At 70.0% G+C, this 16,013-nt stretch carries 15 protein-coding genes; 11 read left to right on the forward strand and 4 right to left on the reverse strand.

Annotated elements, in window-relative coordinates:
- The first annotated feature begins 15 nt into the window (after positions 1-15).
- The 9 genes from ACFPCV_RS30250 to ACFPCV_RS30290 all read left to right on the forward strand — a co-directional run bounded on the left by ACFPCV_RS30250 (position 16) and on the right by ACFPCV_RS30290 (position 8,854).
- Positions 16-1,623, forward strand: a complete 1,608-nt coding sequence (locus ACFPCV_RS30250; RefSeq protein ID WP_378059830.1) for a peptide chain release factor 3 — start codon at positions 16-18, stop codon at positions 1,621-1,623.
- Between the two features lie 90 nt (positions 1,624-1,713).
- The gene (locus tag ACFPCV_RS30255; protein ID WP_378059831.1) at positions 1,714-2,112 is read left to right on the forward strand and encodes a MerR family transcriptional regulator; all 399 of its coding nucleotides are present in this window, start codon (positions 1,714-1,716) and stop codon (positions 2,110-2,112) included.
- Positions 2,113-2,398: 286 nt separating this feature from the next.
- On the forward strand, positions 2,399-3,901 hold the full coding sequence (locus tag ACFPCV_RS30260) for a SulP family inorganic anion transporter (RefSeq protein WP_378059832.1): 1,503 nt from the start codon (positions 2,399-2,401) through the stop codon (positions 3,899-3,901).
- Between the two features lie 91 nt (positions 3,902-3,992).
- Complete coding sequence (locus tag ACFPCV_RS30265) at positions 3,993-4,358, forward strand: DUF1330 domain-containing protein (protein WP_378059833.1); 366 nt, start codon at positions 3,993-3,995, stop codon at positions 4,356-4,358.
- Positions 4,359-4,466: 108 nt separating this feature from the next.
- Positions 4,467-5,024 (forward strand): hypothetical protein, encoded by a 558-nt coding sequence (locus tag ACFPCV_RS30270; RefSeq protein ID WP_378059835.1) that lies wholly within the window; start codon positions 4,467-4,469, stop codon positions 5,022-5,024.
- 28 nt (positions 5,025-5,052) lie between these two features.
- On the forward strand, positions 5,053-5,850 hold the full coding sequence (locus ACFPCV_RS30275) for a potassium channel family protein (protein ID WP_378059836.1): 798 nt from the start codon (positions 5,053-5,055) through the stop codon (positions 5,848-5,850).
- A gap of 244 nt (positions 5,851-6,094) precedes the next feature.
- Positions 6,095-6,661 carry a cupin domain-containing protein gene (locus ACFPCV_RS30280; RefSeq protein ID WP_378059837.1) on the forward strand — a complete coding sequence of 189 codons (567 nt, stop codon included), beginning with the start codon at positions 6,095-6,097 and terminating at the stop codon, positions 6,659-6,661.
- A 74-nt stretch (positions 6,662-6,735) separates the two neighbouring features.
- Entirely contained in the window at positions 6,736-7,449 is a 714-nt protein-coding gene (locus tag ACFPCV_RS30285; protein WP_378059838.1) for a response regulator transcription factor, read from the forward strand.
- A 133-nt stretch (positions 7,450-7,582) separates the two neighbouring features.
- Entirely contained in the window at positions 7,583-8,854 is a 1,272-nt protein-coding gene (locus tag ACFPCV_RS30290) for a cation:proton antiporter (RefSeq protein WP_378059839.1), read from the forward strand.
- A gap of 30 nt (positions 8,855-8,884) precedes the next feature.
- Here ACFPCV_RS30290 and ACFPCV_RS30295 read toward each other — a convergent pair whose 3' ends face one another.
- Positions 8,885-10,735 (reverse strand): glycoside hydrolase family 15 protein, encoded by a 1,851-nt coding sequence (locus tag ACFPCV_RS30295; protein WP_378059840.1) that lies wholly within the window; start codon positions 10,733-10,735, stop codon positions 8,885-8,887.
- Between the two features lie 5 nt (positions 10,736-10,740).
- On the reverse strand, positions 10,741-11,802 hold the full coding sequence (locus ACFPCV_RS30300) for a glucose 1-dehydrogenase (RefSeq protein WP_378059841.1): 1,062 nt from the start codon (positions 11,800-11,802) through the stop codon (positions 10,741-10,743).
- A 144-nt stretch (positions 11,803-11,946) separates the two neighbouring features.
- Here ACFPCV_RS30300 and ACFPCV_RS30305 point away from each other — a divergent pair, with 144 nt between their 5' ends.
- The gene (locus ACFPCV_RS30305) at positions 11,947-12,357 is read left to right on the forward strand and encodes a four-helix bundle copper-binding protein (RefSeq protein WP_378059842.1); all 411 of its coding nucleotides are present in this window, start codon (positions 11,947-11,949) and stop codon (positions 12,355-12,357) included.
- Between the two features lie 61 nt (positions 12,358-12,418).
- Here ACFPCV_RS30305 and ACFPCV_RS30310 read toward each other — a convergent pair whose 3' ends face one another.
- Together ACFPCV_RS30310 and ACFPCV_RS30315 are read right to left on the reverse strand one after the other, a co-directional pair.
- Complete coding sequence (locus ACFPCV_RS30310) at positions 12,419-13,369, reverse strand: alpha/beta fold hydrolase (protein ID WP_378059844.1); 951 nt, start codon at positions 13,367-13,369, stop codon at positions 12,419-12,421.
- Positions 13,370-13,695: 326 nt separating this feature from the next.
- A complete protein-coding gene (locus tag ACFPCV_RS30315) occupies positions 13,696-14,517 on the reverse strand; it encodes a GntR family transcriptional regulator (RefSeq protein WP_378059845.1) in 822 nt (273 codons plus the stop codon).
- A gap of 182 nt (positions 14,518-14,699) precedes the next feature.
- On the opposite strand from ACFPCV_RS30315, the gene ACFPCV_RS30320 reads away from it, so the two are divergent.
- The gene (locus tag ACFPCV_RS30320; protein WP_378059846.1) at positions 14,700-15,956 is read left to right on the forward strand and encodes an extracellular solute-binding protein; all 1,257 of its coding nucleotides are present in this window, start codon (positions 14,700-14,702) and stop codon (positions 15,954-15,956) included.
- Positions 15,957-16,013 lie beyond the last annotated feature (57 nt).

Here is a 16,013-nt window from a genome sequence, read left to right on the forward strand (position 1 = left end):
TGTGGAGGTGGGGGGTTGACGGCCGCCGGGCAGCAGACCGCTGTGAACGTGGTGGGGGAGGCGGCTCGCCGGCGTTCCTTCGCGGTGATCAGCCACCCGGACGCGGGCAAGTCGACGCTGACGGAGGCGTTGGCGTTGCACGCGCGGGTGATCTCGGAGGCGGGTGCGGTGCACGGCAAGGCCGGGCGGCGCGGTGTCGTGTCGGACTGGCTGGCGATGGAGCAGGCACGCGGCATCTCGATCACGTCCGCGGCGTTGCAGTTCTCCTATGGCGACGCCGTGATCAACATGCTGGACACGCCGGGGCACGCGGACTTCTCCGAGGACACCTACCGGGTGTTGTCGGCTGTGGACTCGGCGGTGATGCTGCTGGACGCGGCCAAGGGGCTGGAGCCGCAGACGCTGAAGTTGTTCGACGTGTGCCGCCACCGTGGCATCCCGGTGATCACGTTCATCAACAAGTGGGACCGGCCCGGCCGCGAGGCGCTGGAGCTGTGTGACGAGCTGGTCGAGCGGATCGGGTTGCAGCCGATGCCGTTGACCTGGCCGGTCGGGGAAGCCGGCCAGTTCCGGGGGGTGCGTGACTGTCTTGACGGGACGTTCGTCCGCTACGCGCGCACCGTGGGTGGCGCCACCGCCGCGGCGGAGGAACGCCTGACCTCCGACCGTGCCCACGCCGAGGTCGGCGCGGACTGGCTGCGGGCAGAGGAGGAGGCCGACCTGCTGGTGGCCTCGGGTGGCGACTTCGATCCTGCGCCGTTCTTCGCCGCCACGGCCACGCCGGTGCTGTTCGGGTCGGCGGTGCTCAACTTCGGTGTCCGTCATCTGCTGGACGTGCTGGTGGAGCTGGCGCCGCGGCCGACGCCGCGCCAGGATGCCGACGGGGAACCGCGCCGGCTGGAGGCGCCGTTCTCGGCGTTCGTGTTCAAGGTGCAGACCGGGATGGATCCCGCGCACCGCGACCAGATCGCGTTCGCCAGGGTGTGCTCGGGGGTGTTCGAGCGCGGGATGGTCGTCACGAACGCCACCACCGGGCGCCCGTTCGCCACGAAGTACGCGCAGCAGATGTTCGGGCAGCAGCGGTCCACACTGGACACGGCTTATCCCGGGGACGTGGTCGGGCTGGTGAACGCGACCGCCCTGCGGGTCGGCGACACGTTGTACAGCGGCAAACCGCCGGTGCGTTTCCCCGGTCTGCCCAGCTTCGCCCCCGCCCACTTCGCCGTCGCCCGCCCGGCCGATCTGGGGCGGGCCAAGCAGTTCCGCAAGGGCGTGGAGCAGCTCGGCTCCGAGGGGGTGGTGCAGGTGCTGCGTTCCGACCGGCGAGGAGACGCCGCACCCGTGCTCGCCGCGGTCGGGCCGATGCAGTTCGAGGTCGCCGCGCACCGTCTGGAGACCGAGTTCGGTGCGCGGGCCGCACTGGAGCGGCTGCCGTACACGGTCGCACGTCATCTCGACGACCCGGCACAGCGGACTCTGGTCGACACGGGACGCCGCAGCGAGGTGCTCACCCGCGCCGACGGGACCGACCTCGCGTTGTTCATCGACCAGCACGCCCTCGGTGTGATGCGGCGACTGCACCCCGAACTGGCACTCGGTTCGCTGGTCGCGGGTGCCGACTGAGCACGTGATGGTTCGCTGCGGCATCGGGGTGGGTCGCGGTTGCCGGTACGGTGTCGACGTCGGTGGAAGGGGTGCGTTGTGGGTGGTCTGATGCAGATCGGCGAGGTGGCCGAGCGCACCGGGTTGTCGCTGCGCACCATCCGCTACTACGAGGAAGTCGGGCTGGTGGTCCCCAGCGCCCGCAGTCAGGGTGGGTTCCGGCTCTACACCGAACCGGACGTGGAGCGGCTCGAGCTCATCAAGCGTATGAAGCCGCTGGGTTTCCAGCTGGACGAGATGCGTGACCTGCTCGCCATCCTCGATCCGCAGTCCGGTGACCCTCGGCTCGACGATCCGGCGGCGCGGCTCGCGGAGTTCAGCGCGACCGCCGAGCAGGCGTGCGAACAGTTGCGTACGAAGCTGCGCCTCGCCGAGGAGTTCGCGGCCACACTGCGCACGCGACTCCGTCCTCGTCGGACCCGTCCGACGGCGGGGCGCTCGACGCGCTGAGGTCGCCCGCTTCGGTACGACCGCACCGTCCTGTGAGCACAGTCCTTTCCGGGCGCGAGTGATCTGTGCCGCACCTGCGGGGGTGGTGTGAACCGATCAAGATCCCTAGTCTAACGTTAGGCGAGAGTTCGAGCGGCCGCGCGGCATTCGCCCCGGTCGCTGTACCTCACACCACCCGGCGGACCGCTGGTCGTCGCCGGGCCCTGTTCGTGCCGCTGCCGTCGACGTCGCGGTCCCAGTTCGTCCTGTGCCGGGAACACCCGGCCCGATCATGTCAGGTTGCCGCGTGTCCAGTTCTCCGTCGTTGTTCTCCGCTCGCGCGCGTTTTTCCCGGCCGTCGTGGTTGTCGCCCCGGGTCGCCAGGACCGAGGTGCTGGCGGGTCTGGTGGTGGCGCTGGCGTTGATCCCGGAGGCGATCTCGTTCTCGATCATCGCCGGGGTGGACCCGAGTGTGGGATTGTTCGCGTCGTTCACCATGGCGGTGGTGATCTCGGTCGTGGGTGGCCGTCCGGCGATGATCTCCGCGGCCACCGGAGCGATCGCGCTCGTGGTGGCGCCGCTTGCCCGCGAGTACGGGCTGGGTCATCTGATCGCGGCGGTGATCCTCGGTGGGCTGGTGCAGATCGTGCTGGGCTCGCTGGGGATCGCCCGGTTGATGCGGTTCGTGCCGCGCAGCGTCATGGTCGGTTTCGTCAACGCGCTCGCGATCCTGATCTTCATGGCGCAGGTGCCCGAGCTGATCGACGTGCCGTGGCCGGTGTACCCGCTGTTCGCGGCCGGGCTCGCGCTGATGGTGGTGTTCCCCCGGTTGACCAGGGCGGTCCCGGCGCCGCTGGTGTCGATCGTGGCGCTGACCGCGCTGACGGTCGCGGCGGGGATCGCGGTGCCCACGGTCGGTGACAAGGGCGCGCTGCCCTCCGCGTTGCCGGTGCCGGGTCTGCCGCAGGTGCCGTTCACGCTGGACACCCTCGCGCTGCTCGCCCCGTACGCGGTGGCGTTCGCGCTGGTCGGGCTGATGGAGTCGCTGATGACCGCGAAGCTCGTGGACGACATCACCGACACCGGTTCCAACAAGACCCGCGAGTCCATCGGGCAGGGGGTCGCGAACGTGGTCACCGGGTTCTTCGGCGGCATGGGCGGTTGCGCGATGATCGGCCAGACGATGATCAACGTCAAGACCGCCGGGGCCCGCACGCGGCTGTCGACGTTCCTGGCCGGGGTGTTCCTGATGGCGTTGTGCATCGTGGCCGGACCGCTGGTGGCCGACATTCCGATGGCGGCGCTGGTCGCGGTGATGGTGCTGGTCGCGTTCGCCACCTTCGACTGGCACAGCATCGCCCCGGCCACCCTGCGGCGGATGCCCGCGGGGGAGATCACCGTCATGGTCGTGACCGTCGCGGTCGTGGTGGCCACCCACAACCTGGCCATCGGCGTCATCGCGGGAGTGCTCACCGCCATGGTCATCTTCGCCCGGCGGGTCGCGCACCTGGCCAACGTCACCGCCGCGGTCGACCCCGAGGGCACCGAGGTCGTCTACGCCGTCACCGGCGAGCTGTTCTTCGCCTCCAGCAACGACCTGGTCTACCAGTTCGACTACGCGGGCGACCCGGACAAGGTCGTCATCGACCTCACCGACGCCCACATCTGGGACGCCTCCACCGTCGCCGCCCTCGACGCCATCACCACCAAGTACGCCGCCCGTGGCAAGACCGTCGAGATCGTCGGCCTCAACGAACACAGCGCCACCATGCACAGCAAGCTCACCGGCGAACTCGCCGCCAACCACTGACGAGCACACGCCCGGCGAGGATGTCGTGGCCGACACGAGGACCGGTGAGATCACCGATGCCTGGTGTCGGCCTGGGTGCGAGGGTCGGCGGATGGCAGTAGAACCAGAAGCCGCCGCACTGGCACGGTTCCGGGACGAGGACCCGGGTGGTCCGGTGGTGATGTTGAACCTGCTGCGCTTCGGCGAAGGCGGGTTCGGCGCGTACCAGGAGTACGGACGGCAGCTGCGTGACACGTTCCTGCCGAGGTACGGCGCGAAGGTCCTGTACGCGGGCAGTGCCGCCACGGTGCTGGTCGGCGACGCCGGCCAGACCTGGGACGCGGTGGTCGTCGTCCGCTACCCCGACCGGGCCACGTTCAGCGCGATGATCGCCGACCCCGACTACCTCGCCGTCGCGCGGCTGCGCGCCGAGGCGCTGACCGAGGCCGTGTTGCAGGCCACCGTCCCGTGGCGGTGACCGCCGCCGATTTTCTTGCGAGTGTCTGACTTTCTCCGCGCGGAGCACTCCGTCCGACCGCCTCGTTGAGAGACTGTTCGAAGCGTTGTCTTCGAAAACGAGGGTTGGATGCGGCACGACGAGCCGATCGACCGGAACGACTCCGAGCGGGCCACGTTCGTCGCGGTCGGTGACCTGGTGCTGTGGCCGCAAAGCGTGGGAGACCGTGCCGTCACCACCCGGGAGGCCGACACGTGGCCCGCGTTCGCGCTCGTCGTCGGTGAACGCCGCGACCTGCTCGGTTCGCGGGCCCGGGTCCTGTTCGACCTGCTGGAGAACACGCGGCAGTCACCGGAGGCGCTGGTCGTCAGCGGCCGGTCGCGGTGGACCGTCGTGGACCCGGTGAAGGCGCTGTTCCGGCTGCGGCTGCACATCGAATCGCCCCCGGCCTTCGACCTCGACGTGCTCGTGCCTGCCAGACGGCTGGTGGGGCTCCTGCACGCGGTCGCGCGTGGTGCGCCCATCGGCCTGACGACGAACCGGCACATCCGTGAGCTGGGGAGCACTGTGGACATCCGCCAGGTACTCCAGCACGTCGTGGTGGTGCGATGCCCACCGGTGCCCGGTCTGGCCGAACTCGCGGACGAGCTGCTGTGGACGATGGCTCCGGGGCACCGGCGGTTGTGACCGCTGACGGGGATGATGACAATGGGCCATGCCAAGTGATCCGAAGTCCTGGCCGTCGGAGGACGACGAGCCGCGCATCTCCCGGTGGCGGCAGCGGACCGACTGGCCACTGACCGGGCTGGCGGCGCTGTTCCTGTGCTGTTACGCGGTGCAGGTCCTGTACGTCAGTGCCAGCCCGGCGGTCACCGCTGCCGTGGAGGGCCTGATCTGGGCGACGTGGTCGTTGTTCGCAGCGGACTACGTGGTCCGGTTCGGCCTCGCGCGGCGCAAGCTGCGGTTCGTGCTGCGCAACCCGTTCGACCTCGCGGTCGTGCTGTTGCCGATGTTGCGGCAGTTGCGGGCCCTGCGGGTGCTGACGGTGGTGACGCTGTTGAACCGCAGGCTGATCCACAGCCTGCAGCAGCGGGTCGCGCTGTACGCGAGCGGCGCCACGCTCCTGGTGGGACTGTCCGCGTCGCTCGCGGTCCTCGACGCGGAGCGTGGCGCACCCGACGCGACCATCACGGACTTCCCGAACGCGGCGTGGTGGACACTCACGACGATCACGACGGTCGGCTACGGCGACCGCTATCCGGTCACCGGTGAAGGCCGGCTGGTCGCGGCGACGCTGATGGTGGGCGGCATCGCCCTGCTCGGTGTGGTGACCGGCCTGGTCGCCTCCTGGTTGGTGCGGACACTCTCCGGTGCCGAGGAAGCGGCCGAAGCGCGTACCGCCGAGGCCGTGCACGAGCTGCGGGCCGAGCTCGCCGAACTGCGCCGTCAGCTGTCCGGCCGGCACGAGCCGGCGCCGCCGGGAGCGGAAGCGGACACGACCGCCCGAACCTAGATGATTGATATGCCCTGAAAGGCGCGTTCAGGGCGCTGGGCGCCCTGAATGGCCCATTGACGGCACCGGTTGTGCCGTGAACGCGCCTTCACGCTCCCGCACAGCGGACCTCGGGAAGGACGGGGCACCGTACCGGGCAGGACCGTGGCGGAATGTAAGCCAGTCGCAAGGTGCGCTCTTGCGGTTGCCTGACAACTGGGCTCGGAAGCGATCCAGACCGTGCGGGGGCAACGACAATCGACACGTGAGAACCGCACAGCAGCCGAACACGTCATCCACCCGGACGTCTGCGCGTGGACAACGCGGCTGGCCGACAGTCGTGGCGACCGAGGTGTTGCTGCTCCGGCCGCACGGTGAGACCGAACGGCCGGAGGGGCGCGAGGAGTCGGCGCTCTGGCCGCTGTTCGTCATGGTCGTCACCGAGCCGACGGACCCGGTGGGCAAGCTCGCCCAGCCGCTGTTCGACCTGCTGGACCGGCACACGAACGCGAACGAGCTGCTGGTCGTCTCGGTGGAGTCGGCGTGGTCCGTCCTCGACCCCGCCAACGCACTGCTGGCGTTGACGGTGCGGGCCGCCGACCCGATCTCCCTGGACCTGAGAATCGTCCTTCCGGCTGCTCCGGTGCTGGACATCCTCGACATGGTGGCGCGCGGGACTCCCATCGGCATCACCACACGCGAACGTGCCGAACGGCTCCGCGGCCGGGTCGACGGGCGGACGGCGGTGCGTGACGTCGTGCTACTGAGCAGTCTGCCCTCTGCCGAGCCCGCCGCTCTCGCCGACGCGCTGCGCACGGCAAGGGAGGCCTGACCGTGGCGATCGCCGAGGCACTCCTGGACCTCGAACGACGGGCCGGTGGACGTTCTGGCGAGGTGTGACGCGACATGACGACCTTGACGACCGCTTCGACGCTGTTGCTCGTCGAGGACGATGCCCGCATCCGGGAGGCGCTCGGGCTCGCGCTGACCGACGAGGGGTACCAGGTGGTCGAGGCGGCCACCGGCGAGGAGGCCCTCGCGCTGCTGGCCGCGGGCGGGTCCGAACCGGACGTGGTGCTGCTCGACCTGATGCTGCCGGGGATGGACGGGCTGGTGGTGTGCGAACGCATCCGGGAGCGGAGCGACCTGCCCGTCATCATGGTGACCGCCAGGACCGGTCCGAACGAGGTCATCGCCGGGCTGGAGGCCGGGGCGGACGACTACGTCACCAAACCGGTCGACGCCGGGGAGCTCAGCGCCCGGATCCGGGCGCTGATGCGCCGGGTCAGAGCAGGCAAGGACGAGCCGATGGTGCTCGAACTGGGCGAGCTGGCGGTGCGGGTCGGTGAGGGCCGGGTGCTGCGCGGTGCCGAGGAGGTGCCGCTGACCAAGACGGAGTTCCGGCTGCTGTGCACGCTCGCCATGGCCCGTGGCGCGGTGGTGACCAGGGAGCAGCTGCTCGAACGGGTCTGGGAGTACGGGTACTTCGGCGACACCAGGTTGCTCGACGTGCACGTCCTGCGGTTGCGCCGCAAGATCGAGCGGGATCCGGGCTGCCCGATCCATGTCCTCACGGTCCGGGGCGTCGGCTATCGCATCGGGAGCTGCCTGCCCGGCTGAGCACCCACGGCGTGGCCGGTTTGCGTGAACCGGGGTCCTTACGGCATCTTTGCGCACCGGAGCGCCGGGAAGTCTGGTCGGCACACCCACACCGGTCGGTGTGGGTGTTTTGCGATGACGGGGGTGTGTGTCGATGGCGCTCGTGCTGGCGTTCGGGGTCGTGCTGCTGATCAGCGTTTCGCTGTCCGGGCTCGCGGCGAGGACGGTGCTCTCCACCGCGTTGATGTTCCTGCTGGCCGGTGCGTTGATCGGCCAGGGCGGCTTCGGGCTGGTCGAGATCCCCTCCGACGGGCCGTTCGTCACCGGGCTCGCCGACCTGGCCCTGTTCACCGTGCTGTTCGTCGACGGACAGCGGGCCGGGCTGCCTGCACTGCGGGAAGGGTGGCGGCTGTCCGGGCGAGCGCTCGGGCTGGCCATGCCGCTCACCATGATCGGTATCGCCGTGCCGGTGCACTACCTGGCGGGGCTCGACTGGACGACCGCTTTCCTGGTCGGCGCGATCCTCTCGCCCACCGACCCGGTGTTCGCGTCGGCGATCGTCGGGCGCCAGGACGTGCCGCTGCGGCTGCGCAGGCTGTTGAACGTCGAGTCCGGGCTCAACGACGGGCTCGCGCTGCCGTTCGTGCTGATCTTCATCGCCACCGCCACGAACTCCGACACCCACCTCGGTCAGGTCGGCCTCGAGCTGGTCATCGGACTCGTGCTGGGTGTCGCGATCCCCGCGGCGATCGTCCTGGCCTGGCGGCTGCGCGTCCTCACCGCGGAACCGCGGCTGCAGGCGCTCGGGCCACTGGCCATCGCGGTGATCCTCTATGCCGCCTGCCACCTGACCCACGCCAACCCCTACCTCGCCGCCTTCGCGGCCGGGTGCACGATCGCCACCCTGGACCGGCTCGCGGCCGAGCACTTCGAGCACTTCGGTGACCTGCTGTCGGAGACGACCAAGTTCGCCGCGCTGCTCGTGTTCGGTGCGCTCATTACCCCGGACCGCATTGCCGACCTCACCTTCGGTGACTGGGCTGTCGCGGTGATCGCGATCCTGCTGGTGCGCCCGGCGGCGATGCTGCTCTCCCTGCTCCGGACCAGCCTGCCCAACCAGGAACGGGCGGCCGCGGCGTGGTTTGGGCCGAAGGGGTTCGCGTCGGTCGTCTACGGGCTGCTCGCCGTACAGGCGGGCATCCCGTCCGGTGATCACGTCTTCGACCTGGTCGCCGTCACGATCGCGCTGTCCATCGTGCTGCACTCGTCCACGGACGTGCCGGTCGCGAAGGCCCTGCGGGTGGAGCCGCCGGACAACCTGCCGCGCGGGCCCGTCGCCGACATCGGCCGGGAGACCGACGACGGTACCGACCGTGAGATCGACCGTGAGACCGACCGTGAGACCGACGGCCAGGGCCGTGGGTGAGCACGCGGCAGGTCTCGCCGGTGCCCGTGCTCACCCGTGGCTGCCCGTTCCGTCCCGTCGCGGATGGCCGAGGTTCTGCTGCTCCCGGGACGCGGAGGTCGTGGTGCGGCTGCCCGCGAGCTGACGGGCGCTGTTGATCAGGCCGACCATGCTGAACGCCTGCGGTGTGTTGCCGATCTGACGGCCCGTCGCCGGGTCGTACTCCTCGCTGAGCAGGCCGACGTCGTTGCGGAGGCCGAGCAGCTTCTCGAACAGGTCCCGGGCCTCGTGTACCCGGCCGGTGCCCGCCAGCGCGTCGACGAGCCAGAAGCTGCACGCGAGGAAGGCGCCCTCGTCCCCGGGAAGACCGTCGACGCCGCCGTCGGTGTCCGTGCGGTACCGGAGCACGAAGCCGTCGTGGCACAGCTGTTCGCGAACCGCGTCGATCGTGCCGAGCACCCTCGGGTCGTCCCACGGGAGGAAGCCGATCCGGGGGATCAGGAGCAACGCGGCGTCCAGCCCCGACGAGCCGTAGAACTGGGTGAAGGTGTTCCGTTCGGGGTCGAAACCCTTCTCGCAGACCTCGGCGTGGATGCGGTCGCGCAGCACCCGCCACCGGTCCACGGGGCCGAGCAGGCCGTGGCGTGCCACGGAGTCGATGGCCCGGTCCACCCCGGCCCAGGCGAGCACCTTGGAGTGCACGAACTGCCGCCGAGGGCCGCGGACCTCCCACAGGCTGTTGTCGGGTTCGTTCCAGTTGCCTTCGAGGTGGTCGAGCAGGGCCACCTGGAGGTCCCACGCCACGTCCTGGACGGGCAGGCCGGCTTCCCGGCCAAGGTGCAGCCCGTCGAGGACCTCGCCCCACACGTCGAGCTGGAGCTGGTCCGCCGCGGCGTTGCCGACCCGGACCGGAGTGGAGTTCTCGTAGCCGCTGAGCCAGTCGAGGTTCTGCTCCGGCAGCCGGCGGCTGCCGTCGAGCCCGTACATGATCTGCAGCTTGCCTGGATCGCCCGCGACCGCGCGGACCAGCCATTCCCGCCAGGCCCGCGCCTCGTCGACGTACCCGGTGCCCAGCAGTGCCTGCAGCGTGAAGGTGGCGTCGCGGAGCCAGCAGTAGCGGTAGTCCCAGTTCCTCGACCCGCCGAGCTGCTCGGGCAGCGACGTGGTCGCGGCCGCCACGATCCCGCCGGTCGGCGCGTACGTGAGGGCCTTGAGCGTGACGAGGGCCCTGCGGACCGCGTGCTCCCACGGCCCGCGGTACTCACAGCGGGAGATCCACTCCGCCCAGAACGCCTCCGTGTCCGCGAGCGCCCGTTCCGGGTCGACCGGGGCGGGCTGGGGCAGGTGCGAGGAGACGTGGGTGAGTACGAACGCGAGCCGTTCACCGGCCCCCACGGTGAACTCGGCGGTCGTCGTGTCACCGTCGTCGGTGAGCGGGACGCTGCCGTGCAGCCACACGGCGTCCGGCCCGGCGATCGCGGTCATCTCCGTGCCGTGGTGGCGCACCCACGGCACCACGTGGCCGTAGTCGAACCGCAGCCGCAGCAGCATCCGCATCGGCACCCGGCCCGACACGCCCTCGACGATCCGCACGACGTCGGCGGCCTCGCCGCGCGGCGGCATGCAGTCCAGGAGCCGGACGGTCCCCTCCGGGGTGTCCCACTCGGACTCGACGACGAGGGTGTCACCGCGGTAGCGGCGGCGGGTGACCTGCTCACCGGCCGCGGGCGCGATGCGCCAGGTGCCTGCCCGCTCGCCGTTCTCGGTGTCCAGGAGCGCGGCGAAACACGCCGGTGAGTCGAAGCGGGGCAGGCACAGCCAGTCGATGGCGCCGTTCCTGCCAACGAGCGCGGCGGTCTGCAGGTCGCCGAGCAGTGCGTAGTCCTCGATGCGGCCGGGCATCGCCCTCACCCGTTCCCGTTGTCGATGGTGATGACCACCTTGACGTCCCCGCTGTCCGAGGTGAACGCCTCGGCCGCCCTGGACAGCGGTACCCGGCGGGTGATCAACCGGCCGAGCCAGTCGCGGTCGGCCTTCGCGAGGGCGTCGGCGGCCTGCCGGTAGTGGCGGAGGTTCGCGTTCACCGAGCCGAGCACGACATCGTTCTCCAGGACCAGTTCCCGGTTGACGCCGCCTGCGTCGACGCTGAGGTGCCTGCCGGCGGTGGAGACACCGGTGAGGCACATGACGCCGTACGCGGCCGTGTGTGCCATGGTGTCGAACACGACCTGACCGGCGCCCGTCGCCTCGATCACCACGTCGGGTTCGAGCCGCGCGGCGACCTCGTCGGCCGGGTCGTGGTGGTAGGTGGCACCGAGGTCGGTGACCAGGCCGGGTTTGGGTCCCTCGGTCACGCGGTCGAGTACGTGCACGTCCAGGCCGCGTTGCACGCCGAGCATGGCGGCGAGCAGCTCGATCGGTCCGGCACCGGTCACGAGCACCCGGCGCGGTTCGAACCACGCTCGCGCGCCGACCCGCTCGACCTGCTCCCACGCCTTCGCCACGATGGTCGTGGGCTCCATCAGCACGCCGACCTGTTCGAGTGCCGGGTCGAGCGCGACCGCGTAGTCCGGCTCGACCCGCCACAGCTCGCTGCCGTAGCCGTCGAGGTCCTTGATCCCACGTTCGGTGTAGCGGCCGTTGCGGCACATGTCGAACTCGCCTCTCGCGCAGGCCCCGCACGGCACCGGGTCCGGTCTGCGCACGACCCCGACCACGAGGTCGCCAGGGGAGAACCCGCAACCGTCCGGCGCATGGCGCACCCGGCCAAGCGATTCGTGCCCCAGCACCAGCGGCTCCCGGCCCGGTGGCGCCGAGCCGTACTCGCCGCGCGCGATCTCCTTGTCCGTGCCGCACACACCCAGCGCCAGCCCTTCGACCAGCAGGTCACCGGTTTCTACATCGGGTTCGGGCACCTCTGTGGTCCGGACGGACCCGTTCCTGCCGGTTTCGACGGTCAATGCACGCATGATCTCGGGAGTACCCCCGTCGCGAGTCCCCATGTCCGGGTGGCACCCGTTGGTAAGGCAACCGAAAGGTGGCGACGATGTGTCGTCCGACGCGGAGCGGGTAGGCGAGGTGGGCCATCGATTCCCGTGGAGAGGACACGAACCATGCCTGTGACCGAGATGTTGCGGACCTATCCGGCCGACCTCGGTGACGTCGACAGGGAGGCCCTCACCCGTTGCATCGAGGAATGCGTGCAGTGCGCCCAGACCTGCACGGCCTGCGCCGACGCGTGCCTGTCGGAGGCGGACGACCAGCTTCCGATGCTGCGCAAGTGCATCAGGACGAACGAGGACTGCGCCGACATCTGCGCGACGACGGCCAGGGTGCTCTCGCGGCACACCGGCTACGACGCGAACATCACCAGGACGCTGCTGCAGGCGTGCATGACCGTCTGCAAGTCCTGCGCCGACGAGTGCGAACAGCACGCTTCCCAGCACGAGCACTGCCGGGTGTGCGCGGAGGCGTGCCGCCGGTGTGAGGACGCCTGCCGGGAACTCCTCGGCACCCTCGGCTGACGACACTGCCCGGGTCCCCGCGCGAGCGAGCGCGGAGACCCGGGCCGGGTGCGCAAGACCGTCAGGCCTCGCAGTCGGTCAACTCGGGGCTGGGGGCGGGAACGCCCTGCGGTCCGAAGAACAGCTTGGCGCAGGCGGTCAGGAACGCGGGGTTCTCTTCGGCGACCCAGTGTCCGCTGTCCGGTGCGACGACGCCGCGAACGTCATCGCCGACCTGGCTGAAGGAGTTGGCGACGAACGGGCCGAAGGCGAATTCCGCGCCCATCGCCAGTACCGGCATCGGCAGGCGTTTGTGCGCGTTGGCCTGGTTGTTCGCGGCGTCGGCCGCGAACGCCCGGTAGTAGTCGTAGCCCGCGGTCCTGCGTTCCGGGCGCGCGTAGGCGCGGAAGTAGGCGGCCTGGTCGATGCGGTCGGGGTGCCGGGCGCTGCTGAACAGCCAACCGAGGTAGGCAGGCACGTCCTCGTTGTCGATGAGGGTTTCGGGGACCGGTGCGGCGGTCTGGTTCAGGCCGAGGTGGAAGCTGATCCCGTAGACGTCCTCGAGGCCGAATCCGGGCAGCGGCGTCTCCAGCACGGCCATCCGGACGACCTCGGCCGGGTAGTCGCGGGCATACGGGTGGGCGATGAGCGCGCCGGTGTCGTGGCCGAGGAGGGACACCTGGGTGAAGCCCAGTTTGTGGACGCCCTCACGAATGCGCTTCGCGGTGGTCACCTTGTCGTAACCGTCGGCGGGAATGCTCGAACTGCCCGCGCCGGGCAGGTCGAACGCGATCACCGTGTGGCTCTGGGCGAGGGCGGGCATTACTTTCGCCCACTTCCGCCAGGTCTGCGGCCAGCCGTGCAACAGCACCAGCGGCGGGCCGGAACCGCCGCGGACGTAGTGCAGCGTGGTGCCCTGCACAGTCACGTTTCCGTGGCTGAACCCCGGCAGGTTCTTGGCCGTCGGCCGCTCCGCCGCAGGCGACTCGGCACTGGCGGCCGAACCCGCCAGAAGCAGCACGACGGCGGTCAACGCGGCATAGAAGCCGCGCCGCGCACGCCGTAAAGGACTGTCTCTTCGAAACACTCAGTTCTCCTTGTTCTCAGAAACAAAGGCTGGTTATCGGCTGGAGGCGGTGTCAACGTAGTCCAACCGGTGACGGGGAAACAAGCCTCAATCAATACGAAAGAAGGCAATCAGAAAGAAGAGCGATATCGCTTTGTGTGATACGCAGGTGATCCGGAAGGTGCGTTGTTCGTGCCACATCCTGGGTGTCAGGAATCTGGCGAGGCCGGGGTTGCGCGGCCCCGTTTCCCGGCACCGGTGTCTCGCGTTCGTACTGTTCGTCGTCCCGGGGCCTACTGGATGTCGCCCGTCGTGGCTGAGCGGACAGGGCCGCGGGCGGTGAGGTCGCCCGGCGGGATGCCGGGGTGGTGCGCGTCCGCGGCCCGGGCGCCTGCGGTCGTCGCCGTCGGGCCGAGGGCGAGGCGGGAGACGATGCGGTACCGGTCGCCGCGGTAGAGCGAGTGCACGTACTCGATCGGGCGGCCGGTGTCGTCGTTCGTGAGGCGTTCGAACAGCAGGGCGGGGGACAGGACGGGCACGCCGAGCAACGACGACTCGGCGTCGTTGGTGACGGTCGGTTCGACGGACTGGACCGCGTCGTGCACCCGCACCCCGTGCTCGTGCAGGCGGGCGTAGAGGTCGCCGGACTCCAGGTCCGCGAGGGACAGCCGAGGGGCGACGACCACCGGCACGTGCAGGTACTCGATGGCCATCGGCGAGCCGTCGACGAAGCGTTGCCGAGCCACGTAGAAGATCTCCGCCGCCGGGGAGATCCGGAGCCGCCGCCCGACGCGGGCCCCCGCCGCGATGGTCGCGAACTCGAGCACCTTGCTCGTCCACGTGCCCGACGCCGGGGGGAGTGTCATCGCGCGCTCGTCCGACACCAGTTCCTGTGTGATCTTGGCCGGTGCGACGAACGTCCCGCGCCCGTGCTGGCGCACCAGCATCCCGTTGTTCACCAGCTCGTCCACGGCCGAGCGCAGCGTCGGCCGGGACACCTCCAGGCGCTGGCACAGCATCCGCTCGGCGGGCAGCGGGGCGCCAGGCGGGTGCGTCTCGATCATCTCGAGCAGGTAGTCCCGCACGCGCTCGCGCTTGAGGATGGCTCCGGCCATGCCCTCAGTATGACAATCAGACCAGAGGACAGCCCACCCAGTCGGCCACTTCTGTGTCGCGTCGGTCGGCGAAACCTGGTCTTGACCTGTTCATTGACTTGAAGATTGGTCTATGCCATTTTGGTACAGACCACTGGACCTTACCAATTGGTCAGATCCTCGATGCACCGTGAGGTGGACCCGTGCCGCATCGTTTCGCCGCCGGCCTGTTCGCGCTGGCGCTGACCCTCCCCGTACTCGCCGCCTGCGGCTCCGACGACGGCTCCGGTGACGGCGGCCGGCAGGACCTGACCGTGTGGCTGATGAAGGACACCGCGACCGACGACTTCGTCGAGAACTTCGAGGCGGAGTTCGAGCGGGACCACCCGGAGTACACGCTGAACGTCCAGATCCAGGAGTGGGACGGCATCACCGAGAAGGTCACCGGTGCGCTGGCGAGCACCGACCCGCCGGACGTGATCGAGGTCGGCAACACCCAGGTCGCGCAGTACGCGGCGAGCGGTGGCGTCACCGACCTGTCGGACAGGGTCGGCGACCTGAACGGTGCGGACTGGCTGCCGGGGCTCGCCGAGCCGGGGGCGGTCGACGGCAAGCAGTTCGGCATCCCGTTCTACGCCGCCAACCGGGTCGTCATCTACCGCACGGACCTGTTCGCGGCCAAGGGAATCACGCCGCCGGCCACCCGCGCCGAGTGGCTCACCGCGACGGCGGCGCTCAACCAGGGCGGCACGCAGGGCATCTACCTGCCCGGCCAGAACTGGTACGTGCTCGCCGGGTTCGTCTGGGACGAGGGCGGCGACCTCGCCGTGCGCGACGGCGAGAGCTGGAAGGGGGCGCTGGGCACCCCGGAAGCGTTGGCGGGCGCGGACTTCTACCGGCGGATCCAGGCGCTGGGCAACGGACCGAAGGACTCCGACGAGGCCAAGCCGCAGCAGACCGACGTGTTCGCCCAGGGCAACGTCGCGCAGCTCATCGCCGTTCCCGGCGCGGCGAAGCTCGTCACCGCCGCCAACCCGGACCTCGAGGGCAAGCTCGGCTTCTTCCCCATCCCCGGCAAGAGCGCGGCCGAGCCGGGCGCGGTGTTCACCGGCGGCTCCGACCTGATCATCCCGGTCGCCTCGGCCCGCCAGGACGGCGCCTACGCGGTGGTCAAGGCCCTGACCGGGGAGAAGTGGCAGGTCGAGCTGGCCACGACGATGAACTACGTGCCCAACCGCACCTCGCTCGCCGACGCGGTCGACGACGATCCCGGCGCCGCCGCGATGGCCGCGGGCGCCGCCAACGGCCACGCCACGCCGAACTCCCCGAACTGGACGGCCGTCGAGGCCCGCAACCCGATCAAGGAGTTCCTGACCAAGGTGCTCACCGGCGCCGACCCGAGAACCGCGGCCGCCGACGCGGACGCGGTGATCACCTCGGCACTGAACACCGCGAGCTAGGACCAGCACGGTGGTTCTTCGTGCGAGGTCCGCACCTGAGCAGCCGATACCTCAGGG

The sequence above is a fragment of the Actinophytocola glycyrrhizae genome (genome assembly GCF_042653545.1).
In the GTDB taxonomy this organism is placed as follows: domain Bacteria; phylum Actinomycetota; class Actinomycetes; order Mycobacteriales; family Pseudonocardiaceae; genus Actinophytocola; species Actinophytocola glycyrrhizae.